This is a genomic window from Nocardiopsis alba, assembly GCF_000710955.1.
GTDB classification, from domain to species: Bacteria; Actinomycetota; Actinomycetes; order Streptosporangiales; family Streptosporangiaceae; genus Nocardiopsis; species Nocardiopsis alba.
Window position 1 is genome coordinate 185185 of the sequence record NZ_BAZE01000001.1, and the last position, 23863, is coordinate 209047.

21 protein-coding genes are annotated in these 23863 nt (G+C 69.3%); 12 read left to right on the plus strand and 9 right to left on the minus strand.

Annotation, left to right across the window (positions count from 1 at the left end):
• Positions 1-3 precede the first annotated feature (3 nt).
• Positions 4-1443 carry an XRE family transcriptional regulator gene (locus TR33_RS00705; RefSeq protein WP_042280834.1) on the minus strand — a complete coding sequence of 480 codons (1440 nt, stop codon included), beginning with the start codon at positions 1441-1443 and terminating at the stop codon, positions 4-6.
• Between the two features lie 219 nt (positions 1444-1662).
• Between TR33_RS00705 and aceA the strand changes: the two genes are divergently transcribed.
• From aceA to TR33_RS00720, 3 genes are all read left to right on the plus strand, one after another.
• Positions 1663-2961, plus strand: a complete 1299-nt coding sequence (aceA, locus tag TR33_RS00710; protein ID WP_014910696.1) for an isocitrate lyase — start codon at positions 1663-1665, stop codon at positions 2959-2961.
• A gap of 470 nt (positions 2962-3431) precedes the next feature.
• On the plus strand, positions 3432-3641 hold the full coding sequence (locus tag TR33_RS00715) for a hypothetical protein (RefSeq protein WP_017533920.1): 210 nt from the start codon (positions 3432-3434) through the stop codon (positions 3639-3641).
• Positions 3642-3767: 126 nt separating this feature from the next.
• On the plus strand, positions 3768-4631 hold the full coding sequence (locus TR33_RS00720) for a CPBP family intramembrane glutamic endopeptidase (protein WP_042280839.1): 864 nt from the start codon (positions 3768-3770) through the stop codon (positions 4629-4631).
• 40 nt (positions 4632-4671) lie between these two features.
• Here TR33_RS00720 and TR33_RS00725 read toward each other — a convergent pair whose 3' ends face one another.
• Positions 4672-5943: a CynX/NimT family MFS transporter gene (locus tag TR33_RS00725; RefSeq protein ID WP_042280840.1), complete on the minus strand. Its 1272-nt coding sequence runs from the start codon at positions 5941-5943 to the stop codon at positions 4672-4674.
• A gap of 164 nt (positions 5944-6107) precedes the next feature.
• Here TR33_RS00725 and TR33_RS00730 point away from each other — a divergent pair, with 164 nt between their 5' ends.
• On the plus strand, positions 6108-6809 hold the full coding sequence (locus TR33_RS00730) for a FadR/GntR family transcriptional regulator (protein WP_017533923.1): 702 nt from the start codon (positions 6108-6110) through the stop codon (positions 6807-6809).
• Positions 6810-6887: 78 nt separating this feature from the next.
• On the opposite strand, the gene TR33_RS00735 is transcribed toward TR33_RS00730, so the two are convergent.
• From TR33_RS00735 to TR33_RS00745, 3 genes are all read right to left on the minus strand, one after another.
• Positions 6888-7643, minus strand: coding sequence for an RraA family protein (locus TR33_RS00735; protein ID WP_042280841.1), 756 nt, complete (start codon positions 7641-7643; stop codon positions 6888-6890).
• A gap of 249 nt (positions 7644-7892) precedes the next feature.
• Positions 7893-8753, minus strand: coding sequence for a dihydropteroate synthase (gene folP / locus TR33_RS00740; protein ID WP_199806084.1), 861 nt, complete (start codon positions 8751-8753; stop codon positions 7893-7895).
• A 72-nt stretch (positions 8754-8825) separates the two neighbouring features.
• The gene (locus TR33_RS00745) at positions 8826-9734 is read right to left on the minus strand and encodes an Lrp/AsnC family transcriptional regulator (RefSeq protein ID WP_042280844.1); all 909 of its coding nucleotides are present in this window, start codon (positions 9732-9734) and stop codon (positions 8826-8828) included.
• A gap of 476 nt (positions 9735-10210) precedes the next feature.
• Here TR33_RS00745 and TR33_RS00750 point away from each other — a divergent pair, with 476 nt between their 5' ends.
• The 3 genes from TR33_RS00750 (at position 10211) to TR33_RS00760 (ending at position 13569) form a co-directional block, all read left to right on the plus strand.
• Positions 10211-11767: an LCP family protein gene (locus tag TR33_RS00750; protein ID WP_042280845.1), complete on the plus strand. Its 1557-nt coding sequence runs from the start codon at positions 10211-10213 to the stop codon at positions 11765-11767.
• Positions 11768-11892: 125 nt separating this feature from the next.
• The gene (locus TR33_RS00755) at positions 11893-12603 is read left to right on the plus strand and encodes a hypothetical protein (protein ID WP_014911427.1); all 711 of its coding nucleotides are present in this window, start codon (positions 11893-11895) and stop codon (positions 12601-12603) included.
• Positions 12604-12783: 180 nt separating this feature from the next.
• Positions 12784-13569 (plus strand): VldE C-terminal domain-containing protein, encoded by a 786-nt coding sequence (locus TR33_RS00760; protein ID WP_017533928.1) that lies wholly within the window; start codon positions 12784-12786, stop codon positions 13567-13569.
• Between the two features lie 110 nt (positions 13570-13679).
• Here TR33_RS00760 and TR33_RS00765 read toward each other — a convergent pair whose 3' ends face one another.
• Positions 13680-13889 (minus strand): dodecin, encoded by a 210-nt coding sequence (locus TR33_RS00765; protein WP_014908924.1) that lies wholly within the window; start codon positions 13887-13889, stop codon positions 13680-13682.
• 548 nt (positions 13890-14437) lie between these two features.
• On the opposite strand from TR33_RS00765, the gene TR33_RS26515 reads away from it, so the two are divergent.
• A complete protein-coding gene (locus TR33_RS26515; protein ID WP_148281640.1) occupies positions 14438-14650 on the plus strand; it encodes a hypothetical protein in 213 nt (70 codons plus the stop codon).
• Between the two features lie 88 nt (positions 14651-14738).
• Here the strand turns inward: TR33_RS26515 and TR33_RS00770 are convergent, their stop codons facing one another.
• The gene (locus tag TR33_RS00770; protein ID WP_042280847.1) at positions 14739-15926 is read right to left on the minus strand and encodes an RtcB family protein; all 1188 of its coding nucleotides are present in this window, start codon (positions 15924-15926) and stop codon (positions 14739-14741) included.
• 101 nt (positions 15927-16027) lie between these two features.
• The gene (gene moaA, locus TR33_RS00775; protein ID WP_017533931.1) at positions 16028-17035 is read right to left on the minus strand and encodes a GTP 3',8-cyclase MoaA; all 1008 of its coding nucleotides are present in this window, start codon (positions 17033-17035) and stop codon (positions 16028-16030) included.
• Between the two features lie 365 nt (positions 17036-17400).
• Between moaA and TR33_RS00780 the strand changes: the two genes are divergently transcribed.
• Positions 17401-18222, plus strand: a complete 822-nt coding sequence (locus TR33_RS00780) for an alpha/beta hydrolase (RefSeq protein ID WP_042281262.1) — start codon at positions 17401-17403, stop codon at positions 18220-18222.
• A 58-nt stretch (positions 18223-18280) separates the two neighbouring features.
• On the plus strand, positions 18281-18871 hold the full coding sequence (mobA, locus tag TR33_RS00785; protein WP_042280849.1) for a molybdenum cofactor guanylyltransferase: 591 nt from the start codon (positions 18281-18283) through the stop codon (positions 18869-18871).
• Between the two features lie 73 nt (positions 18872-18944).
• Here mobA and yczR read toward each other — a convergent pair whose 3' ends face one another.
• Positions 18945-20405: a MocR-like transcription factor YczR gene (gene yczR / locus TR33_RS00790; protein ID WP_014912541.1), complete on the minus strand. Its 1461-nt coding sequence runs from the start codon at positions 20403-20405 to the stop codon at positions 18945-18947.
• A 482-nt stretch (positions 20406-20887) separates the two neighbouring features.
• Here yczR and yczE point away from each other — a divergent pair, with 482 nt between their 5' ends.
• Positions 20888-21577 (plus strand): membrane protein YczE, encoded by a 690-nt coding sequence (gene yczE / locus TR33_RS00795; RefSeq protein WP_014911029.1) that lies wholly within the window; start codon positions 20888-20890, stop codon positions 21575-21577.
• 424 nt (positions 21578-22001) lie between these two features.
• Positions 22002-23807, plus strand: a complete 1806-nt coding sequence (locus TR33_RS00800) for a glycoside hydrolase family 15 protein (RefSeq protein WP_234305713.1) — start codon at positions 22002-22004, stop codon at positions 23805-23807.
• Positions 23808-23863: the final 56 nt, after the last annotated feature.

Consider the following 23863-nt stretch of genomic DNA (forward strand, 5'->3'; position numbering starts at 1 on the left):
TCCTCAGTCCGCGCCGTGTCGTTCCAGGAAGGTGTAGACGTCGTGCTCGTCCACACCGGGGAAGGACCCGGAGGGCAGCGCCGACAGCACGTGCGAGTGGGCGCGGGCCGAGGGCCACACGTTGCCCTCCCACTTGCCGGCGAGTTCCGCGGGCGGACGCACGCAGCACTCGCCGCTGGGGCAGTTGGACTTGGTGCGGTTGGTGGTCTCCCGACCGCGGAACCAGCGCGACTCCTTGTAGGGCACCCCCAGGGTGATGGCGAAGTTGCGTTCGCGGCTGGGGTCGACGTGGGCCACGCACCAGTGGGTGCCGTTGGGTTTGTCGGTGTACTGGTAGTAGATCGAGTACCGGTCGGGTGACTGGAAGACCTGGCGTCCCGACCATTGGCGGCACATGCGCTGTCCTTCGATGGCGCCGGTGTCGTCCGTGGGGAAGACGAGGCCGTCGTTCTCGTAGGCCTTGTAGATGATGCCGGTCTCGTCGTTTCGGATGAAGTGGCAGACCAGGTCCAGGTGACGGTGGGCCAGGTTGGTGAACCGGTGGGCGGCCATCTCGTAGGAGACGGAGTAGACGTCGCGCAGGTCCTCCACGGACAGGTCGCGGGCCTTCTTGGCCTCCTGGAGATAGGTGACGGCGGTGGTCTCGGGGATGAGCACGGCCGCGGCGAAGTAGTTGGCCTCCACCCGCTGACGCAGGAAGTCGCCGAAGTCCTCGGGGCGATTGTGTCCCAGGATCACGTGTCCCAGGGTCTGGAGGAGGATCGTGCGCGGGCTGTGCATGCCCAGGCTGGTCTCGCGCTTGAGGTAGATGCGCCGGTTGACGTGGTCGGTGAGCGAGCGGACGGAGCGGGGAAGGTCCTGCACGTACTTCAGGGAGAAGCCGTGGTGGGTGGCGATCGCGAGGATCTGCCCCTGGGAGAGGGGTCCCGCGCTGTAGTTGACCGCCCGGAGGGTCTCGGCGGCCGCGCTCTCTATGTGTTCGAAGTAGTTGCCGCGTTCGCGCATCTGGCGTCGCAGGTCGGCGTTGGCCCGGCGGGCCTCCTCCGGTGTGGCCGTGGGTTTGGCGTTGCGCCGCTTGAGTTCCTCGTAGAGACCGACGATGTGTTCGAGGACGTCGTTGGGGACCCGCTTGCCGACCTTCAGGTGCGGCAGGTCGAGCTCTTGGTAGAGCGGGTCGCGCTGGGCCTCTTCGACGGAGATCTCCAGCTGGGCCCGGCGGCTCGGTGGCTGCTTGGACAGAAGTTCCTCGACCGAGACCCCCAGGACCGTCGCCAGGGAGGTGAGGAGGGAGAGCTTGGGCTCGCGTTTCCCGTTCTCCAGGAGGGAGAGCTGGGAGGGCGCCCGCCCCACGCGTTCTCCCAGGTCGGAGAGGGTCATCCCGCGCGCTCGACGCAGATGACGAAGCCTCTGACCAAAGGTGACGAGATCTAGGTCACCCGTCAAAGACGGTATTTCTTCAGCACCAAAGTACGCCATGGCTTCATGATACGGAAAGATTCAGCGTTCTTCACACGATTTCCAGTGGAAAAGTCTTGGATCTTCCCCAAGAATCATAGTTACCGGCGGGGAACTTACCGCCCAGGGCTCACCCCCTGGCCCTGGTCAGGATCTCCCTCGACCGGTGCGAACACCTTGGGGACTACACGTAAGGCGGGAACGAACATGAGCACCAGCGCTCGTCGTCAGGAAGCCAGCGCCGCGCTCCAGCGTGACTGGGAGACCAACCCCCGCTGGGCGGGGATCGAGCGGACCTACTCCGCCGACGACGTGGTCAAGCTGCGCGGTTCGGTCACCGAGGAGCACACCCTGGCCCGGCGCGGTGCCGAGCGCCTGTGGGACCTGCTCCACACCGAGGACTACGTCAACAGCCTCGGCGCCCTGACCGGCAACCAGGCGGTCCAGCAGGTCCGCGCCGGCCTCAAGGCCATCTACCTCTCGGGGTGGCAGGTCGCGGCCGACGCGAACCTCTCCGGCAGCACCTACCCGGACCAGAGCCTCTACCCGGCCAACTCGGTCCCGGCCGTGGTCCGCCGGATCAACAACGCCCTTCTGCGCGCCGACCAGATCACCTGGGCCGAGGGCGACGACACCGCCCCCGAGTGGCTCGCTCCGATCGTGGCGGACGCTGAGGCCGGCTTCGGCGGCGTCCTCAACGCCTACGAGCTGATGAAGGGCATGATCGCCTCCGGCGCCGCCGGTGTGCACTGGGAGGACCAGCTCGCCTCCGAGAAGAAGTGCGGTCACCTGGGCGGCAAGGTCCTCATCCCGACCGGGCAGCACGTCAAGACCCTGAACTCCGCCCGTCTGGCGGCGGACGTCGCCGGGGTGCCCTCGCTGGTCATCGCGCGGACCGACGCCCAGGCCGCGACCCTGATCACCAGTGACATCGACGAGCGCGACCGCCCCTACATCACGGGCGAGCGCACCGCCGAGGGCTTCTACCGCTTCCGCAACGGCGTCGACGCCTGTGTCGCCCGCGGTCTGGCCTACGCGCCCCACTCGGACCTGCTCTGGATGGAGACCGCGACGCCGGACCTGGAGGTCGCCCGCAACTTCGCCGAGCGCATCAAGGCCGAGTACCCGGACCAGATGCTGGCCTACAACTGCTCGCCGTCCTTCAACTGGAAGCGTCACCTGGACGACTCCACCATCGCGAAGTTCCAGCGCGAACTGGGCCACATGGGCTACAAGTTCCAGTTCATCACCCTGGCGGGCTTCCACTCGTTGAACTACTCGATGTTCAACCTGGCCAAGGGCTACGCCAAGAACGGGATGACCTCGTACGTCGAGCTCCAGGAGGCCGAGTTCGCGGCGGAGGCCGAGGGCTACACCGCCACCCGCCACCAGCGCGAGGTCGGCACCGGCTACTTCGACGCCATCAGCACGACCATTTCCCCTGAGGCCAGCACCACGGCTCTCACCGGCTCCACCGAAGAAGACCAGTTCTCAGCGGCTCACTGACTCTGGCTCTTCGTTCCCCGGAGGCCGTCCCTCCCCGCTTTCGTGGCTGGGGCGGGGCGGGTCGGCCTCCACCCCCTGGCCGTCGGCCATGCGCGGTCCGTGTCACACACGCGCATGGCCGGCGGCCTTTTCACGCCCTTGAAAGCGTCGCAATACATGGATCAATACATTTTCCATAGGCGACCACAGGAAGACATAGGGACGCCACTTTCCCGCCTCGTGCTTTTTCCAAAGAGCCCGACCTCCCCGATACCCGCAATGACTAAACGGGATTTCCTGTCCGAATTCGGCCAGAAGCGATAACAGAGACCCCTGTTCACACCAAGGAAACATCAATACAGTGGTTCGCGCGTGGGTCACAGAACAATAACGCCCCGGCTCCTCCCGTTCTCCGGGAGCCCCATGAGCCGGTCCACAGGCGTTCCGTGAGGCCGACCCGCAGCACACATCCCCGATCACATGGAGTCACTGTGAAGCTCGAGGACATCAGCAAGGAGATGCTCACCACCACCCGCCGGGTCCTGGCCGGAGGCGCGATCGCGGCCGTGGCCGTGTTCGGTGTCGCCGCCTGTGAGGACACCGCCGTCGACGACCCGGGCGTCGAACTCGAGGGCGAGGACGGTCTCGACGAGGGCCTGGACGACGGCCTCGAAGCGCCCGGTGACGAGGGCGACGAGTAACCCTCCTCCGCAGGAGTCCCGAACGGGCGGGGCGCCGCCTCAAGGGCGCCGTCCCGCCCGTTCCTCCTCCTCAAGGCCCCGTGTCCGCCGTGTCCGGAGTCCGTGGGGAAGACGTACATTCGACACGTGACCGACAGAACCCACCCGGATCCGAACGAGCCCACGCCCTCCCGGAGCCCGGGCGCCCCGCGCCCCTCTTCGCCGGGGCCCGTTTCCACGATCGAGGTCCGCGACCTTCTCCCCGATCGCTCCCTGCTGCGCTGGGAGATCCTGTGCGTACTCGCCCTCTCGTTGGGGGCGGCCGCCGTCTCCGCGGTCATCTCCTTCGTGGGCGTGCTGACCGCCCCCGAGTCGATGGCCGACCAGACCGCCAGTCTGATCCGGTCCCGCGCCGAGGGGCGCCCCTGGCTCGACCTGTCCTTCCAGCTGTACTCGGTCGTCTTCGCGCTGGCCCCCGTGGCCCTGGTCGTGTACCTGCTGCACCGCACCGGGGAGTCGGCCCGAACGATCGGCTTCGACGTCCGCAGACCCTGGTTCGACACCTGGAGCGGGCTGGTCCTGGCCGCGCTGATCGGCTGTGGCGGGCTGGTCGTCTACCTGGTGTCCTGGCAGCTCGGTCTGACCCGCACCATCGTCCCGAGCACGTTGGACGGCAACTGGTGGGACACCCTCGTCCTGATCCTCCAGGCCCTCAAGAACGGGGTCCTGGAGGAGGTCATCGTGGTCGGCTATCTGTTGCAGCGACTGGCACAGATGGGGTGGAGTCCGTGGAAGGCGGTGCTCGCCTCGTCGGTGCTGCGCGCCTTCTACCACCTGTACCAGGGCGTGGGGATGTTCTTCGGCAACCTGGTGATGGGGCTGGTGTTCGGCTGGTTCTACCTGCGTTACGGCCGCGTGATGCCGCTGGTCGTGGCGCACACGGTCATCGACATCGTCGCGTTCGTCGGTGCGGTGTACCTGATCGGACGGATCGACTGGCTGCCGTTCTGATCGTGCTCGGAACGCCCGACCCGCAGACTCGGGGGCCGTTCTAGGCCCGAGCCCGCTCCGCCTTCTTCTCGATGGCGTCCTCCAGGTACTGGGGACGTCCTACGAGCAGCCCGGTGACGAGGTTGATCGCCACGAGGGTCAGCACCAGGAACAGCGGGGCGTACCAGCCGTCGGTGAGGTCGTGCAGGAGCCCGAACAGGAAGGGGCCGGCGCCGCCCAGCAGGTAGCCGAGGCTCTGGCTGGTGGCGGACATCGCGGCGGTGCCCTCGGCCGTACGGGTGCGCACGGTGAAGATGGTCAGCGCCAGGACGAAGGTGCCCAGGGCGAAACCGATGAAGGTCGTCCACACCCAGGTGCCCGCCACCGGGGAGAACAGGAGTCCGCAGATCCCGATGGTGTAGGCCAGGGCGAACATGACGACGAAGGGGCGCTGGTCGCGTACCCGCACGATGAGCGAGGGCAGCACCAGGGACATGGGGATGCCCAGGATCGTGAGGTAGGCCAGCATCACACCCGCGGACTGGGCGTCCATCCCCTGGTCGCGCAGCATCTGGGCGTACCAGCCGAACATGATGTAGGCGATCGAGGACTGGGTACCGAAGAACAGCACGCCCTGTCTACCGAGCCCGGTGGACAGCACCTGGCGTACGCCCATCGTGACGCCACCGCCGCCGACCGAGGGCTCGTGCCGCAGTACCAGGAGCCAGGGCAGGAGGGCGACCAGCCCGAAGAGCGCGTAGGCGCCCAGGGCGAAGCGCCACTCGCCGGTGCTCTGTTCCAGGGGGACGGTGGAGGCGGCGGCGATGGCGGTCCCCGTGGCCAGGCCGGTGGTGTAGACGGTGGTCATCAGACCGACACGGTGGGGGAAGTGCTGCTTGACCAGGACGGGCAGGATCACGTTGCCGACCGCGCCGCCGGCCAGGGCGATCACGCTCAGGGCCAGGAACGTCCAGGTGTCGGGGGCGAAGGCGCGGGCGGTCAGTCCGAGGGTGACCGCGGCCAGCGCGTAGACCAGCAGGTGGTGCGATCCGAGTCGACGGCCGAGCGTCGGGGTGACCCCGCCGAAGGCGGCGAAGCACAGGACGGGCAGGGTCGTGAGGATGCCGGCGCCCACCGCGCTCATGCCCAGCCCCTGGGTGACCTCGTCGAGGAGGGGGCCGACACTGGTGATGGCGGTGCGCAGGTTGAGAGAGGTCAAGGCGATCGCGAGGGCGATCAGCAGAAGGGCCACCCGAGGTGTCGCCGAGGGGGTGGTGGTGCCGGTCGAGGAGGCGTCCTGAGCAGGTGACGCGGGAGTAGGGGCTGCGCTCATAGAAGGCGACTCACAAATTCGTAGGATGACCCTATGTACTTCATGAGGATAACGCATTGCCCTCGAGTGCCGATTCCCGCGCCCAACTGGTCTAAGCTCCGCCCTAACCCATCCCCTGGGCGCTGGCCCTATCATCCGGCGACCCGCCCCTAGGAGGTATCAGCGTGCCCCTCGCCTCGACACGCCGGACCGGTCTCGTCGACCAGGTCATCAGCCAGTTACGAGCACAGATCGACTCGGGTGAGTGGGGCGTGGGCGATCGCATCCCCACCGAGTCGGAACTGTCCGAGCAACTCGAAGTCGGCCGCAACACCGTCCGGGAGGCCGTCCGGGCCCTGGCCCACGCGGGCCTGTTGGAGATCCGGCAGGGCGCGGGGACCTTCGTGCGCGCCTCCAGCGAGCTCGGCGGCGCCCTGCGCCGTCGGTTGGAGCGCTCCCGTCTTCGGGAGAACCTGGAGGTCCGACGCGCCCTCGAGGTGGAGGCCGCGCGCCTGGCCGCCCTACGGCACAGCGACGAGGACCTGGCCGACATCGACCGCGCCATGGCCCTGCGCGAGGAGGCCTGGCGCGCCCACGACATGGGCGCGTTCGTGGAGGCGGACTTCACCTTCCACCGGGCGGTGGTCAACGCCACGCACAACTCGTTGCTCATCGAACTGTACGACGACATCGCCCAGGTGGTCTACGCGAGCATCGCGCACACCGCGTACGGGCAGGACGAGGGGTCGACCGAACGTCCCTCCTCCGACGGTGAGGGTGTCGACCACAGTGGTCTGAGCGAGGCCATCCGCGAGGCCGATCCGGCCCGTGCCGCCCGCGAGGCCACCTGTTACATAGACGAACTGCTCTCCCTCGCCGAGGAGTAGGGCACGCCTTTCGTGGAGCGTCTCGCCCTCGGGTCCCGGTCGGGCCCGAGGGCGGCCTCGTCCCGGCCCGGGGCGGGTTCAGTCCCCGCCGTAGACGTCGGTCACCGTCGAACACGATCCTCGACGCGACCGGGGCGAGGGATGGCCCTCACCGCCGCGGTCGCCCCGACGCGGGTTCAACTGCCGGGGCCGTCCCCTGGGGGCGGGATCGTTCGTGTGCTCGCCGCCCTCCCAGCCGGTGACCCGGGAGGGATCGAGTCCGAGCAGGTCGAGGGTGCTCTCCCCCGCGCAGACCGCGTCGATGATCTCCCGTTCCCGGGTGATGCTGCTCATCGTCTCGGCGATGATCGTGCTCACCTGACCGCGGGGAAGACAGACCACCCCGTCGTCGTCGGCCACGATCCAATCGCCCCGTCTGACCGGGAGGGGCGCGGGCCCGGTGGCGTTCATGCTGATCTGTCGTCCGATGGCCCCGCCCGCGTCGTGTCCGACCTCACGGACCGAGACACCGGCTCCGAAGACGGGAAGGCCGCAGTGGGCGATGGCGGTGACGTCGCGGACACATCCGTCCAGGACGATCCCGGCGACCCCTCGGGTGCGCGCGGCCACGGCGAGGATCTCGTCGACGTAGCCGTACTCGGCCTCCCCCGCCACGTCCACGACCAGGGCGGATCCCGGGGGCGCCTGGGCCACCGCCACGTGGAGGGCGAGGTTGTCCCCCGGTGCGCAGCGGACCGGGAAGGCGGTCGCGGCGAAGGCGGCGCCCGGCCAGACGGAGAAGAGGTGGGTCCCGAAGGGACGGCCGCCGCATCGGGCCAGGGCCACGGTTCCCACAGCCGTCAACGTCTTCGCAAGCGCCACGTCAGCCTCCATTACACCCGCGCCCGGTGCGGTCGATTCGGACCGACCCCCTCCATACTCATGGGTAACTTAAGCGTGACGCAAGCGGTGCGAGCCCGAAACACGTAAAAATGCTACCCCCGGTTACACATTGGCCCTGGAGACGGGCGATCCACGTGCCCGGTGCTCCACCGTGCCCGCTCTCGCCCTCCCCGCCATGACCACGAGGGCCCGGGAACGACCTCAGCCGACCGCCGCGACCACGTCCAACGCGGTGCGCGCCGCCACCACGTCGTGGACCCGGAAGACACGGGCCCCCTCACGCGCCGAGACCACGAGGGTGGCGAGCGTGCCGTCGCCGCGTTCGGTCAGCCCCGCGCCGAGGGTCTCCCCCACGAAGTCCTTGTTGGAGACCGCCACCAACACCGGCAGCCCCGTGTCCGCCAGCTCCCTCAGCCGTCGGGTGAGCTCCAGCGAGTGGTAGGTGTTCTTGCCGAAGTCGTGGGTGGGGTCGATCATCACCCGGTCCGGACGCACCCCCAGCGAGATCGCCCGTTCGGCCAGGGCGCACACGCCCGCCACCACGTCGGCGACCACGTCGTCGTAGCGGACCCGGTGGGGGTCGGTGCGCGGGGCCAGGCCTCCGCTGTGACTGCACACCAGACCGGTGCCGTACTCGGCGGCCACCCGGGCCAGATCCGGATCGGCGCCGGCCCAGGTGTCGTTGATCATGTCGGCGCCCGCTTCCGCGCAGGCACGACCGACCTCGGCCCGCCAGGTGTCGACGGAGATCACCACCTCGGGGTGGCGGTCCCGCAACTCGCGCACGAACGGCACCGTGCGGCGGATCTCCTCGTCCACCCCCACGTAGGAGCCGTAGCCCGCCTTGACCCCGCCGACGTCGATGATGTCGACGCCGGCGGCCACGGCGTGGTCGGCGGAGGCCAGGGCGGCGTCCAGGGCGTAGGTGGCGCCCCGGTCGTAGAAGGAGTCGGGGGTCCTGTTGATCACGCCCATCACCGCGTACCGATGTCCCGCGAACGTCCGCCCGCGCAGTCGCAGTGTCCCTGTCCTGTCCGGCACAGCCGGGCCGCCTGTCACCATGGGCCCATCATGGGGCACGCCGGGGGTCGGCGACCACCGCCCCCGGCCCCGGCCCCGGGGGTGGGACCCGCCTCACAGCGGCCCCCACCCCTCCGGTCGATCCCCTCCCCGTCGTTCCTTGCGCACCCGCAGGTACTCCCAGGTCTCCACGTTCCCGACCCCGACGGTGCCGCGCACGGCCTCCAGGGCCTCGACCAGTCGGCAACGGTCGGGGGCGGTGATCGAACCGATCACGTCGTAGCGTCCGAACCCGCTGGCCAGGAAGGACACCCTGGACATGTTGGCCAGGGCGGCGCCGAGCGCGTCGGCGTCCCCCCGGCAGCACAGCCCGAAGCCGAGCTGTTCGTTGGCCCCCACCGCGGAGGGCTCCACCAGGGCGGTCACGTGCACCACCCCCGAGTCGAGCAGGCGCACCACCCTCGAACGGGCGGCGGCCTGTGACAACCCGACCTGGCGTGCCAGGTCGGCGTAGGAGGCCCGTCCGTCCTTGAGCAATCTACGGACCAGGCGCCAGTCCAGCGCGTCCAATTCGATGTCGCCCAGTTCGCGCACACTGCTGTGGGCGTCCTTGTAGACGGCGTTGGCCCGGAAGACCTCCGCGCCCTCCACCCCCGGTAGCGAGCGCAGGTGGGCCAGTTCCTTGGTCAGCGCCGCGTCGTCGGCCACCCGTACCTGGGCCACGGCCGGGAAGCGCCCGGCCGCCTGGGCCGCGAAGGTCACGGCCTCCCGTTCCCCCAGGACCTCCAGGACCGGTTCGACCGGTCCGCCGACCCTGAAGGACACGTGGCCGAGGACCTCCATGCCCACGACCCCGGCGTGCAGTACGCCGACGATCCTGATCGCCCCCGACTGCACGAGTTGGCGCACTCTGGCGCGCACCGCGGTCCTGGACAGACCGACCCCGTCCGCCAAGGCCTGGAAGGTCGCCCTGCCGTCCCCCTGCAACACGCGCATGAGCGCCGCGTCAACCGCATCGAGCACGATGCCTGCCTTTCGTTCCCATGTCGCCGTCCATTCCCCCGGACGGCGCCCCCTCCTCCGGGCAGATCATCGCAGTTGTGGAGCTCGTTTCACTACCGATCGCGAAAGAAATCGGCTGATTCACCCCTTTGAGCGGCCCGATAGCGCCATCCAATGCCTCAACGAGCACCTCTCGACCACATAACAGACTTGTATAGAACATCCCTTATGAGGTGGCCGCCGCACACACAACCCCGGCAAAGCGACACACTGAACTCACCCACCCGGGCGACGGCCCCCGGGGCCTCCGGGACCATGGTCCTCGGACGTCCCCACCGCCCGGCACATGTGATCGGCGAGCATGGGATCGTTCACTGACGCGTAACCCGGGTGTGGCGTGCCCCGAATGTTGGACACCGCCGGGGATCGTTGTAAGGGGACAGGACCAGGACGGGACGGCTCGGTCGGGCCGTCCCACTGCGTGAGAGGAAACGCTGGTGGCAGCGGAGGACGAGCAGCGGGACGAGGAGGCGCCGAAGCGCCCGAACGAACGTCTCGGCACGGGGCGGGCTCTGCTGTGGACCGCCCTTTCGGTCCCCTTCCCCGGATCGGCCCACCTGCGCATGGGGCGCCGGAGGGCGGGGGGCCTGATCCTGGGCGCCTACCTTCTCGGGATCGTCGCCTTGATCGCCGCGGTGGTCTGGCTCAGCACACACGGATCCGACGCCGTGACCGTGGTGGCCGCGTTGGCCGTGCAGGACCGTTGGCTGCTGGGCGCGATGATCGCGGTCTTCGTGGTCGCGATCCTGTGGCTGAGCATCATCGTGCACTCGTGGTCCATCACACGGCCCGAGGGGCCCGGCATCGGTCACCGCCTGCTCGGCGGCGTCACCGTTCTCCTGTTGTGTCTGACCATCGCCGCGCCCTCCGCCTGGGCCCTGCACGCCGGCTACACCGCCTACGAGACCCTGGGCGCTGTGTTCGGCGGCTTCGGGGAGGACGGCCTGCCGCACGACGCGGCCGACCCGTGGAACGGGGCGGAGCGGGTCAACGTCCTCCTGCTCGGCGCCGATTCGGGCGACAATCGCTACGGCGTGCGCACCGACTCGATGATGGTCGCGAGCGTGGACACCGCCTCCGGTGACACACTGCTGGTGGGGCTGCCGCGCAACCTGGAGAACGCCCGCTTCCCCGAGGGCAGTGCCCTCGCCGAGCGCTACCCCGAGCCCTACGGGTTCGATCTGCTGCTCAACGACGTCTATCAGACGGTCGCGGAGGAGCCCGAGGAACTGGCGATCGATCCCCGTGTCCCGGACCCGTCCGCCGACACCCTGAAGAAGGTGATCGGGTACAACCTCGGTCTGGACATCGAGTACTACGCGATGGTCGACATGATGGGGTTCCGCGATCTCATCGACGCGGTCGGCGGGATCCAGGTGCGGATCACCGAGCCCATCCCGTACGGGGTGCACGGCGGGGTGCTGGAGCCGGGCCTGCGTCGCCTGGACGGTCACGAGGCCCTCTGGTACGGACGTTCCCGGATCGGCACCGACGACTACGGGCGGATGGGCCGTCAGGGGTGCCTGATCAAGTACGTCGCCGAACAGGTGGAGCCGACCACCATCCTCACCGGCTATCGACGGCTCGCGGGCGCCACCAAGAGGACGCTGAGCACCGACATTCCGCAGACCAAGGTGCCCGCCTTCATCGAGCTGGCCGACCTGGTCACCGACGAGGGCCGGATGAGCGCCCTCCAGCTCTCCCCGCCCCAGGTCAACACCGCCAACCCCGACTGGGACGAGGTGAAGGCGCTGGTGCAGGAGGCCATCACGGGACGCGCTCCCGTCGACGCCCCCTCGGGCGAGCCCTCGGACTCTCCCACCGGTGAGTCCGATCTGGTGGAGGACACCACCGCCGAGGCCGGCGCCGAGGAGACGACCGAGAGCGACCGGACCGAGTGGCAGGACTACACCGGCCTGGACGAGCCCTCCCCCGCCGATCCGGGCCGTCAGGTCGGCTCCGAGGCCACCGACCTGGACATGCTCTGCCCCTGACGTGGGCACGGTCCCGGGGCCGGGTCGCCCCGGGACCACACCGCCCCGGAACCGCGGCCTGACCGAAAGCGGCCATTCGATCACCGACCGTTGTCTCCGGCGCGCCCTCGTGTGACCCTGGCGCGGTGACCTCCGCGCAGTTGTGGACCCTCATCGCTCTCGGTGCCTTTCACGGACTCCATCCAGGGATGGGTTGGCTTCTGGCCGTCGGACGCGGTCTCCAGGAGGGCGGGCGTGCCCAGGTTCTGCGCGCGCTGCCCGCGATCGCCCTGGGGCACGCCGGCAGCGTCGCGGTGGCCGCGGTCGCGATCACCGTGACCGGTTCGGCGACCGCGTCGGTGCTCTTCCCCGTGATCGGTGGGTCACTGATCGTTCTGGTGGGGCTGGTGATGCTGCTGTCGCGACGGCACGTCCACAAGAGCGCCCTCCGGCTTCCGTTGTGGCAGCTCTGCGCCTGGTCCTTCCTCATGGCCTCGGCCCACGGCGCCGGTCTGATGCTGATGCCGGTGCTGGCCGGCCGGCTCTCGCATTCGCACGTGGAGGGTGGACACGCCGGGCATGGCGCCCCCTCCCCCGCCGCGGAGACCGCGGTGGAGCCCGCCGCGGCCACGGAACCGGTCGAAGGCGTGTGGAGCCTGTGGGACGCCACGCTGCTCGGTCTGGCGGCGACCGGGGTGCACACGCTGGCGATGTTCGCGGCGGCCGCCGTGGCCGCCCTGATCGCCTACGACTTCCTGGGCGTGCACGCCCTGCGCTGGAAGGGCGTGACGATGGACCGGATCTGGGCGCTGACCCTGCTTCTGGGCGGGGCGTTCGTCCTGTGGTCGGTGCTGTGAACCCCTCCGGGCGACTGCGGGCGACACCACCCCTGGATTTGATCCCGGTCACTGTCGGGAATGAGCAAACGACCTCTTGCGTCCCATAAGCGAAGTATCTCTCGAGAAACGCAAGTCACGTGCGCCCGGGACCCCGACGGCGAAGAAGGCCGTCCGTCCGGCGTGAGAGGGCAGGAGTCCATGACGCACAGAGCCGCCGTACCCCCCGAGGACCTTCGAAGACGCAGGGCGATCATGTCCGCCGCGTTCCTGCTCGTGCTGGCCGTGATCGCGGTCCTGGCCTTCCAGTGGTGGCGGGAGAACGAGGGGCGGACCTCCTTCTCCCGGCCGTGGGGGCCGAGTTGTTCGGTCTGGGTCGACGGAGAACGGGTCCCCCTCGACCGCGACCAGGCACGACGGGCGAGCACCGCGGCGGCCGTGATCGCTCAGGGGGACGCCGCGCCCATCGAGGCCCCCGACATCGAGGACATCCCCGACGAGGTCATGACGGCCCTGGTCGAAGGGCCGAAGGACGACGCGGGACCCTCCATGACCTGCCGCTACCCCGGCGAGGAGGTGGAGTTCGAGGAGGAGGAGCCCTCCGGGCTGACCCCGCGCGCCACCACCCTCAAGGAGGGTATCGAGGAGGTCTTCGCCGACAGCAGCATCGGCGGCTACGTCGCCGGCGGCTACGACACCGGGCACGGGGAGAAATCGGCGCACTACGAGGGGCGCGCGCTCGACATCTTCTACCGTCCCGTGAACGAGGAGAACCGCCGGGAGGGGTGGCTGCTGGCCCACTGGCTGATCGCGCACGCGCCGAACTACCAGATCGACGTGATCATCTTCGACGACAAGATCTGGAGCACCCGCTACCCGTCCATGGGGTGGCGCCACTACGACGCGGACCCGGACAACGAGATCCTGCGTCATCTGGACCACGTGCACGCGGACGTGCTGCGCGGCCCCGACCCCGAAGAGGGTTGAGCCCCCGTCCTCCCGCAAGCGCGCGGGGCCCGGACCGAACGGTCCGGGCCCCGCGTCGTTCCGGGGTCGTTCGTGGTCGGCGTGGCCTCGACCGAGGAACGCCCGTCGACTCAGTCCTCCAGGCGGAAGCCGACCTTGAGCCCCACCTGGAAATGGGCGACCCCGTCGTTCTCGATGTGGCCGCGGATCTGGGTGACCTCGAACCAGTCGAGTCCGCGCAACGTGGCCGAGGCCCGTTGGATGCCGTTGCGAACGGCCTGGTCGACACCGTCGGGCGAGGTGCCGACGATCTCCGTGACGCGATAGGTGTGGTCGCTCATGGACGCCCCCTGCGTAGTCGCTCGTACGGACCGCGCGAGCACGGTCCCCCCGTTCCCCTCCGTCCCCTCAAACCCCGTTCGCCACACGTGCCCCCACAGCGACGCCGATTTATCGGAAGCGCCTTTCCTCGGAACGGGTCGAAGCCCTTTGCCGAGAATTTCTGAGGACTTTGGCCCCGGTTGGGACGTGATTGACCACGAGGCCCACTCTTCATGCCCGACAGGCACCGTGAAAGGCGCCGAGACCTGTCGGATAAGTCCTGACCTGGGACTTAGGACCCACCCGATGGGACTGTCCCGAGACAACGTCGTAACTGACTCTTGACGTACCCCGGGGGGCTCCGGTGTACATTGGGACCTAGCGCTTCGGTCCCCCGTCGAAGCGCGAGACGATGTTTCGAGCCCCCGTCGGAACATCGTGCGCGACGCCGGGTGGTTTGCCCCCGTAACCACCCGGCGTCGTCTTTTGTCCACACCCGGTCGGAGCGAATACCCGCCCGTGGTCGTGGTTTGACCACGAAATCCACTTCGTCATCCGGGGATCGACTTTGGGTAATACCGCACCGGACGCGCACTGTTCTCGTAAGGGCTGCCGCGAGGCCGCCACCTGGGCATTGGTGTGGAACAACCCCCGCCTGCACACCCCGGACCGACGCAAGGTCTGGGTGGCCTGCGACGAGCACCGCGCCTACCTCGCCGGCTTCCTGGAGATGCGCGGCTTCCTCCGTGAGACCGTGCCGATGGACCGCTTCGAGGGCTGAGTCCGTCGCGAGGCCCCGGGTGGAAGCCCACGCCCGTGATCACCTCATCACCGACCGAGCCCCTCGTCGGTCCGGTTCCGACCGTTCCTCAGCCCTTGACGCAGACGACCTGCCGCAGGTGGGCGACCACCTGGACGAGGTCGGTCTGGGCCTCGATGACCGATTCCAGGTCCTTGTAGGCGGCGGGGATCTCGTCCACGACGCCCAGGTCCTTGCGGCACTCCACTCCCCTGGTCTGTTCGACCAGGTCCTCCCGGGTGAAGGTCTTGCGGGCCTTGTTCCGGCTCATACGGCGTCCGGCCCCGTGGGAGGCGGAGTTGAACGACTCCGGGTTGCCCAGGCCCTTGACCACGTACGTTCCCGTCGCCATGCTCCCGGGGATGATGCCGTACTCGCCGCTTCCCGCGCGGATGGCGCCCTTACGGGTGACGAGCACGTCCACCCCGTCGTAACGCTCCTCCGCGACGTAGTTGTGGTGGCAGGAGATCCACTGCCCGAAGCCGGTCCCCGGCACCTCCCGCTCCAGGGTCCGGCAGGCCAGCCCCATCATGACGTCGCGGTTACGGCGGGCGTAGTCCTGGGCCCAGAACAGATCACGCCGGTAGGCGTCCATCTCCGGGGTCCCGGACAGGAACACCGCCAGGTCGCGGTCGGGCAGATCCCGGTTGTGCGGCAGGTCGCGGGCCCGCCCGATGTGGTGCTCGGCCAGCTCCTTGCCGATGTTGCGCGATCCCGAGTGCAGGACGAGCCAGACCATGCCGTCGTCGTCCAGACACACTTCGAGGAAGTGGTTGCCTCCGCCCAGGGTCCCCATCTGGCGCAGGGCCCTTTCACGACGCGGGTGGACGGCCTCGGCGAGGTCGTCGAAGCCCCGCCAGAACCCGTCCCAGTCCCCGCTGCGCAGTCCCGGCACCGTGGCGGGGTCGATCGCCTCGTCGTGGAAGTGGAACCCGACCGGGATCGTCGCCTCCAGGGCGGACCGCAGGCGCCCCAGATCGTCCGGCAGGCGTTCGGCGGTCAGGTCGGTGCGCACCGCCGTCATCCCGCAGCCGATGTCGACCCCGACCGCGGCCGGGCTGACCGCGTCGCGCATCGCGATGACCGAACCGACGGTGGCGCCCTTGCCGTAGTGGACGTCGGGCATCACCGCGAGCCCGTGGGTCCAGGGCATGCGGGTGACGTTGCGCAGCTGCTCCATGGCGGCGGGCTCGACCGTGTCCGGGTCGGCCCACATGCGGATCGGTACGCGCTCTCCGGGAACTTCGGTGTGAGGCATGGGGCCACCTCCCTTTCCTGTCGGGCCCCGGGACGCCGTGCGCGTCCCGGGAACATCAAGTCAGGTCCCGTGGAGGGGAGGCAACCCGTTTTCGGCGCGGATCAACCGCCGATGGCGGACATCGGGCGTGCCGGCTGAAGGAACCCCGGGTCGTCGATCCCGTGCCCGGGCAGCTTGCCGGCGACGGCGGCCGTCCAGCGTTCGGCGATCTCGTCGTCGGTGGCTCCCTCGCGCAGGGGCGTGCGCAGGTCGGACTCCTCGCGCGCGAAGAGGCAGTTGCGGATCTGGCCGTCGGCGGTCAGGCGGACACGGTCACAGGCCCCGCAGAAGGGGCGGGTCACCGAACCGATGACCCCGACGGTGGCCTCCCTGCCGTCGGGGAAGGTGAGTCCTCGGACGTGGAAGAGTTCGGCCGGCGCGCTGCCCCGGGCCTCACCGTCGGCCGGTCGGAGGTCGAAGTCGGCCTCCAGCCGTCGGAGGATCTCGTCGGCGGTGATCATCGTGTCGCGGCGCCACCCGTGCTGGGCGTCCAGCGGCATCTGTTCGATGAACCGCAGTTCGTAGCCGCGTTCGACGCAGTAGCGCAGGAGGTCGGCGGCCTCGTGATCGTTGACGTCGCGCATGAGGACGGCGTTGACCTTGACCGGGGTCAGTCCCCCTTCGGAGGCGGCGGACAGCCCCTCCAGGACGTCGTCGAGTCGGCGGCGTCGGGCGAGTTTCTCGAACACGACGGGGTCGAGGGTGTCGAGGGAGACGTTGACCCGGTCCAGCCCGGCCTCGGCCAGGGCGGGGGCGGTCCGGGCGAGTCCGATGCCGTTGGTGGTCAGAGCGGTGCGGGGGCGGGGGGACAGGGCGGTGGTCCCGGCGATGATGCCGGGCAGTCCGCGCCGGAGCAGCGGTTCTCCTCCGGTGAAGCGGACCTCGTCGATTCCCAGGCGGGTGACCCCCACACGGATCAGGCGCAGGAGTTCGTCGTCGGTGAGCAATTCCGGTTTGGGCAACCACTCCAGCCCCTCCGGCGGCATGCAGTAGGTGCACCTGAGGTTGCAGCGGTCGGTGAGCGAGACCCGCAGGTCCGTCGCCACGCGTCCGTAGGAGTCGGACAGCACGGGCGTCACCCCTCTCCAGTCTGAATTGCCGAGCGGGTGTTACGCCAAAATTGCACCCGCTCGAGGGATACCCACTCGTAAGCGTAAAAGATGCACTTTCACTATGAGTAGCCTAGATCACACCTTTTGCACCATTTCGTCGGTGACCACGAGGAATCGCGCCCGCCTCTGGACCTTCGCCCCAAGAACACGCCTCGGATCGTTGCCCGAACGTTGTGTCATGGGCGATTCCGGACACGCACCGTAACGGCCCCGCCCTCGCCCCTCGAAAGATGACACATCGCCGCACCGTCCCCCATGCTCTAGGAGCGGTGACGATCATCCGATCGTCGCAGACGGACATGGCGATGAGGAGGCGGGACACGGTGATCAGCGCACGTGAGTGGGCCCTGGCGGGCGGTCCGGACGGTTCGGGGCGGCTGGCGGCACGGGCGTGGGCCCCGTCCGGGGGCGAGCCCACATGGATGGCGGTCCTGGTCCACGGCTACGGCGAGCACCTCGGTCGTTACGAGCGGGTGGCCGAGGACCTGTGCGCGGCGGGCGCCGTGGTGTACGGGGCCGATCACCGCGGCCACGGGCGTTCCTCCGGCGAGCGGGTGCTGATCGACGACTACGCCGGTGTGGTCGAGGACGTGCACCGCGTGGTCACCCAGGCACGCACCGCCTACAGGACCCTGCCCCTGGTGATGATCGGCCATTCGATGGGAGGCCTGATCGCCACCCGCTACGCGCAGACCCACCCCGATCAGGTGCACGCCCTGGTCCTGTCCGGCCCGGTCCTGGGCCGTTGGAGCACCCTGGAGGAGCTCGCTGCGGCCGAGGAGATCCCCGACGCCCCCATCGACACCACCACGCTCTCCCGCGACCCCGAGGTGGGTCGGGCCTACGTCGACGATCCGCTCGTCTGGCACGGTCCCTTCAAGCGGACCACGGTCCGGGCCATGCTCACCGAACTGGAGCGCGGTAACGCCGCGGGCTCCCTGGGATCCCTGCCCCTGCTGTGGGTGCACGGACACGCGGACGCGCTGGTCCCGATCGCCGACACCAAGACGGGCATCGAGGCCGTCGCCGGAGAGGACCTCACCGCGCGGATCTTCCCCGGCGCTCGGCACGAGGTGTTCAACGAGACGAACCGGGACGAGGTGCTGGCCGAGGTGACCCGTTTCGCCCACCGCTTCGCCGTGTGAGGGGGCGTCGCCGACGAGGGTCGTTCCGGAGCCCGGGGACGTCCGGCATCCTGGGGGCGTGAACGAACGATGTGACGCGGTGGTCCTGGCCGGCGGAGCGGCGAGCCGTATGGGCGGGGTGGACAAACCCGGGCTGACCGTCGCCGGGCGCTCCCTGCTGGAACACGTCGTGTCCACCGTGCGCGCCCACGCCCCGACGGCCGGCGTGGTCGTGGTCGGTCCCGAACGGGAACGGCCACGCGCACGCTACGTCCGTGAGGATCCTCCCGGGGCGGGACCGGTGCCCGCTCTGCGCACCGGGTTCGCCCGGATCGAGGCCCCCCGCGTGGTCCTGCTCGCGGCGGATCTGCCCTATCTGACCCCGGACCATCTCGTCGCCTTGGGCGAGGCTCTCGATGGCTCCCCGAAGAGCGCGGGCGCCGTCCTGGTGGACGAGGCCGGACGGGAACAGTGGCTCACCGGCGTCTGGCGTACCGGCCCTCTGGCGGCGGCCCTGAGCGTCTACTCGGGGCGTTCGCTGTACGGACTGCTCGGCCCCCTCGCCCCCGCCCACGTGGCGTTCTCCACAAGAGGCCGGGGGTTCGACGTGGACACACCGCGAGACCTGGATCGCGCACGGTCCGACCTGGAGGGTGATCGGCGCCGATGACCCGGTGGCCCGAACCTCGGGAAGGGAGACCCTCACCGAGGTCGTCCGTGTCGAGGTCCGGTACCGGCCCGGGTCACACGTACAGGTGACCGCGTGGCTGGGTCGGGTGGGACAGGGTCTCGGAGTAGGCCACGGCCAGCCGTTCCACGGCGTCCTCCAGGACGTCCGGTGGACGGGTGTAGGCCAGGCGCAGGTAACGCTCCAGGGTCCCGTCCACCCCGAACACCGGCCCGGCCGCCGGATGGACCCCGTGCCGGACCGCGGTCGCCGACAGGGAGGTCGCCACCGGCTGGGGCAGGGCCGCCCACAGCACCAGCCCTCCCCCGGGGACACTGGGGCGCCAGTCGGGCAGACGCTCGCGCAGGGCGGCCAGGAGCGCGTCGCGGTTCCGTCGTAGCTGGCGGCTGCGTTCGGCCCGGATCCGCAGCATGTCCGCCAACAGGTGGGTGGCGGTGAGCTGGTCGTGCACCGAACCGGACAGGTCCATGCGCTGGCGTACCTGCATGAGCCGGGTGACCATCGGCGGTGTGGCGCGCACCCAGCCGACCCGGAGACCGCCCCACAGTAGTTTGGCCACCGACCCGACGGTCAGCACCCGACCGTCGGTGTCGTGGGCCGCCACCGGGGCGGGCAGGTCGCCCGAGTCGATCGCCAGCTCCGCCACCGACTCGTCGACCACCAGGTGCGCACCGGCCCGGCGGGCCTCACGGACCAGAACACGGCGCTCGTCGTCGTCCATGAGCGCGCCGGTGGGGTTGTGGAAGTCGGCGACCACGTACGCCAGTTGGGGTTTCCATTGGCGGAAGGAGTCCACCATGTACTCCATGTCCCAGCCCTGGGGGGTGACCCCGGTGGTGCGGATCCGTCCTCCCCTGCGGCGGGCCGCGTCCGGGGCGTTGGGGTAGGTGGGGGATTCCACGAGCACCTCGTCGCCCGGCTGGAGCAGCAGTTCCATGACCAGGCTGATGCCCTGTTGGGCGCCGTTGGTGACGAGGATCTGTTCCGGGGTCGTGGGCAGCCCGCGTTCGACGTAGCGTCGGGCGATGGCGTGCCGTAGTTCGGGCAGTCCGTAGGGGTAGTAGCCCAGGCCCCCCACGTGCGCGGCGAGCTGTTCGGAGGCGTGGAAGGAGGCCTCGCGCAGTCCGTCGATCGCGGGCGGGGCGGCCAACCCCAGGTCGATCTGTTCCGCGGCCAGCGCGAACGGAGCGGGGTCCGGGGTACTGGTGTCGGGCAGGACCGTCCAGCTGCCCGCCCCCTGCCGGCTGTCCAGGAAGCTGTTGTCCCGCAGCCAGGCGTAGGCCGCCGTGACGGTGTTCCTGCTCACCCCCAGCGCCGCGGCCAGGTCGCGTTCGGCCGGCAGCCGGGTGTGCGTCGGCACCCGGCCGTCCAGGACCAGACCGCTGACCGCGCGGGCGATCGCCAGGTAGTACGGGCGTTCCACCGGCGCCTCGCCGATGAGACGGGCGAGCAGACGCCCGTTGATCCGCCGGGTCCCGCCACCGGTTCCGGGGCCGTCACTGCGCTGCCTCACCATGAAGATCCACTTCAGAAGGTCGGGTTGGGGAGTGTTCTTTGGATGCTTTCGCCCGGCATCGGCGGAGCCGATCCGTGGCGAGCGGCCGCCGGGCGATCTCTCGCCGGACGACGAGCGAAGCCGCCCCTACTGTGCCCTGCTACGCGGGCTCCGCAGTGTCGCACAGCGGGGGCCCGCCCGGGTTCGGCTGTCCTCGTCGGTGTTTGCTTCGAATGGGCGGCGCCGCGAGAGGAAGCCCGGCACCGTGTCAAACACCGCGCGCGCCAGCGCGACCGTTGAGGGTGGTGGCGGGCAACGGCGTGGGAGGAATGATCCAAAAAACACGACCTAGTGCCAGTTGACCGGATTGGCTCTTCAATCACGGCGCCAACTCGGCCACGATACCGATGTGGCTCCCCCAATGGATCATCGCCCAATGACCCGATGAATCCTGCCGCACACGAACCCCGCCTTTCACGAGAGAACGGAAAGAGAGGACGGCAGTGTCCGCACCGTCCCGGTCTTCGGTCCGTGCCCTGGTCGACAGGGTCATGATCACACCGGTCCTGCCACGGCCCCGTCTGCGTCGACTGGCCCAGCTCTACCTCGGTCTGTACCTGTACGGCCTCAGTGGTGCACTGCTGATCCGATCCGACCTGGGCGCGATGCCCTGGGACGTGCTGAGCCAGGGCCTGTCCAACCAGACCGGCCTGTCGATCGGCACCTGGAGCGTGATCATCGGTGCGCTGATCATGCTGCTGTGGATCCCGCTGCGACAGAAGCCCGGCCTGGGCACGTTGAGCAACGTGATCGTGATCGGCGTGTCGGTGGACCTGTCCCTGTGGCTGATCCCCACCACGGACTTCCTGCCGTTGCAGATCCTGTTGCTGATCTCGGGCGTCCTGGTGTGCGCGATCGCCACCGGCTGCTACATCGGGGTGGGGCTCGGCCCGGGTCCGCGTGACGGGCTGATGACCGGTCTGGCCTCGCTCGGACTCTCCATCCGGCTGGCCCGGACCATCATCGAGGTGACCGTCGCGCTGTTGGGCTTCCTGATGGGCGGCACGGTGGGCCTGGGGACCCTCGTGTTCATGATCGCCATCGGCCCGCTGGCCCAGATCTTCCTCCCGATGATGCGTATGGCCGAGGCGACCCCGAGGGTTCCGCCGACCCAGACGGACTCGAAGGCCTGACATGGAAGGGCCGGAATCGGACACGATCCCGGCCCTCTCCGCCATCGCTGCACGAATTCTCCCCGACCAAAGCCCACCATTTCATCCCATACCCCTACGAGCTTTCAGATGCACGTGCACGCAAGGGTGGCCATGTCCGCACCGATTGTGGAAGATGGGACCGCGGTCGACGGCGAGGGGCATACCGGGCACTCTCCGGAGACCGTTCTTTACGGTGGCCTCCATCTGGGCACATAACCGGATGAAGGCGACCGACGGACGGTCCGGGGGGACGTGGTGACCCGAACGGCGCCCCGACCCGGTCGTGGGTCGGGTGACGACACCCCGATGGGGCGTGTGCGGGCGTGCGCGCGTTGGTCCGCGAAGAAGCGGACCCCCTGTCCCGCCCGTGTGAACACGCCCACCGCACGAGGATGACGACGCGATGGGGGTGAGCCGCGTGCCCGGCCGAATCGAAGACTACGCAATGATCGGCGACATGCAGACGGCGGCGCTGGTCGGCCGTGACGGTTCCATCGACTGGGCCTGCCTGCCCGACTTCGACTCCGCCGCCTGCTTCGCGGCCCTGCTCGGCGATGAGCAGAACGGCTGCTGGACCCTGCGCCCGGACGGCACCGACGCCCCCGCCGACAGACGTCGCTACCGAGGTCAGACCCTGGTCCTGGAGCAGGAGTGGGACACCGACACCGGCTCGGTGCGGGTCATCGACTTCATGCCGCCCCGCGGCAGCATGCCGCACGTGGTGCGGATCGTGGAGGGGCTGCGCGGCACGGTGCGGATGAACACCACCCTGCGCATCCGTTTCGACTACGGGCACGTGGTCCCGTGGGTGCACCGCTCCGGGAGCGAACTGGTCGCCATCGCCGGCCCCGACTCCATCTGGTTGAGCAGCCCCGTCCACCTCCAGGGCCACAACCTCACCCACGACACCACCTTCACCGTGACCGAGGGGCAGCGCGTCCCCTTCGTAATGACCTGGCACCCCTCCCAAGTGGAGGAGTCCGACCACCTGGACGCGGAGAAGGCGCTCTCCCGCACCGAACGCTTCTGGGAACGCTGGGTCGACCAGTGCACCTACGACGGCCCCTACCGTGAGGCGGTCGTGCGTTCCCTCATCACCCTCAAGGCCCTCACCTACCAGCCCACCGGCGGGATCGTCGCCGCGCCCACGACCTCCCTGCCCGAGGAGATCGGCGGTGTCCGCAACTGGGACTACCGCTACTGCTGGCTGCGCGACGCCACCATCACCCTGGAGGCGCTGATCCGCTCCGGCTACCAGGAGGAGGCCCAGGCCTGGCGCGAGTGGCTGGTCCGCGCGGTGGCCGGTGAACCCCAACTGATGCAGATCATGTACGGGATCCGGGGAGAGCGCAGGCTCACCGAATGGGAGGCCGACTGGCTGCCCGGATACGAGGGCTCCTCCCCCGTCCGCATCGGCAACGCCGCCGTGGGCCAGTACCAACTGGACGTGTACGGCGAGGTCATGGACGTCCTGCACCTGGCCCGACGCTCGGGCATCCGGGGCGGCGACTACCTGTGGGGGCTGCAACGTTCCCTCGTGAACTACCTGGAGTGGTGCTGGGACGAACCCGACGAGGGTCTGTGGGAGGTCCGCGGCCCCCGGCAGCACTTCGTGCACTCCAAGGTGATGGCCTGGGTCGCCGCCGACCGCGCCGTCCGCAGCATCGAGGAATTCGGCAAGGAGGGCCCCGTCGAACGGTGGCGGGCCCTGCGCGACACCATCCACGCCGAGGTGTGCGAATACGGCTACGATCCGCAGCGCAACACCTTCACCCAGTACTACGGCAGCAAGGAACTGGACGCCGCCCTGCTGCTCATCCCCGAGGTCGGTTTCCTGCCCTACGACGACCCCCGCGTCATCGGCACCATCGAGGCGGTGCGCAAGGACCTGATGGTGGACGGTTTCGTGCTGCGCTACCGTACCGACCTGGAGCACTCCGCCGACCAGCTGCCCGGCGACGAGGGCGCCTTCCTGGCGTGCAGTTTCTGGATGGCCAACGCGCTGCTGTCCATCGGTCGTCAAGAGGAGGCACGGGAGCTGTTCGACCGGCTGCTCTCCCTGCGCAACGACGTCGGGCTGCTCGCCGAGGAGTGGGACCCGCGCGACGGCCGCCAGGTCGGCAACTTCCCCCAGGCCTTCAGCCACGTGCCCCTGGTGACCACGGCCCTCAACCTGGCCGACCGGCAGGGCGGCTGGCGCGCCGAGTAGCGGCGCCGCGAGAACGGAGCGGGCCCGCCCGGACGTCACGGGTCCGGGCGGGCCCA

What these genes read in the sequence shown, in the direction of transcription:
- aceA (WP_014910696.1), top strand. Translation starts at nt 1,663, where the DNA reads ATGAGCACCAGCGCTCGTCGTCAGGAAGCCAGCGCCGCGCTCCAGCGT.
- TR33_RS00725 (WP_042280840.1), bottom strand. Translation starts at nt 5,943, where the DNA reads ATGAGCGCAGCCCCTACTCCCGCGTCACCTGCTCAGGACGCCTCCTCG.
- folP (WP_199806084.1), bottom strand. Translation starts at nt 8,753, where the DNA reads ATGGTGACAGGCGGCCCGGCTGTGCCGGACAGGACAGGGACACTGCGA.
- TR33_RS00760 (WP_017533928.1), top strand. Translation starts at nt 12,784, where the DNA reads ATGACGCACAGAGCCGCCGTACCCCCCGAGGACCTTCGAAGACGCAGG.
- TR33_RS00765 (WP_014908924.1), bottom strand. Translation starts at nt 13,889, where the DNA reads ATGAGCGACCACACCTATCGCGTCACGGAGATCGTCGGCACCTCGCCC.
- TR33_RS00770 (WP_042280847.1), bottom strand. Translation starts at nt 15,926, where the DNA reads ATGCCTCACACCGAAGTTCCCGGAGAGCGCGTACCGATCCGCATGTGG.
- yczR (WP_014912541.1), bottom strand. Translation starts at nt 20,405, where the DNA reads ATGGTGAGGCAGCGCAGTGACGGCCCCGGAACCGGTGGCGGGACCCGG.
- TR33_RS00800 (WP_234305713.1), top strand. Translation starts at nt 22,002, where the DNA reads ATGGGGGTGAGCCGCGTGCCCGGCCGAATCGAAGACTACGCAATGATC.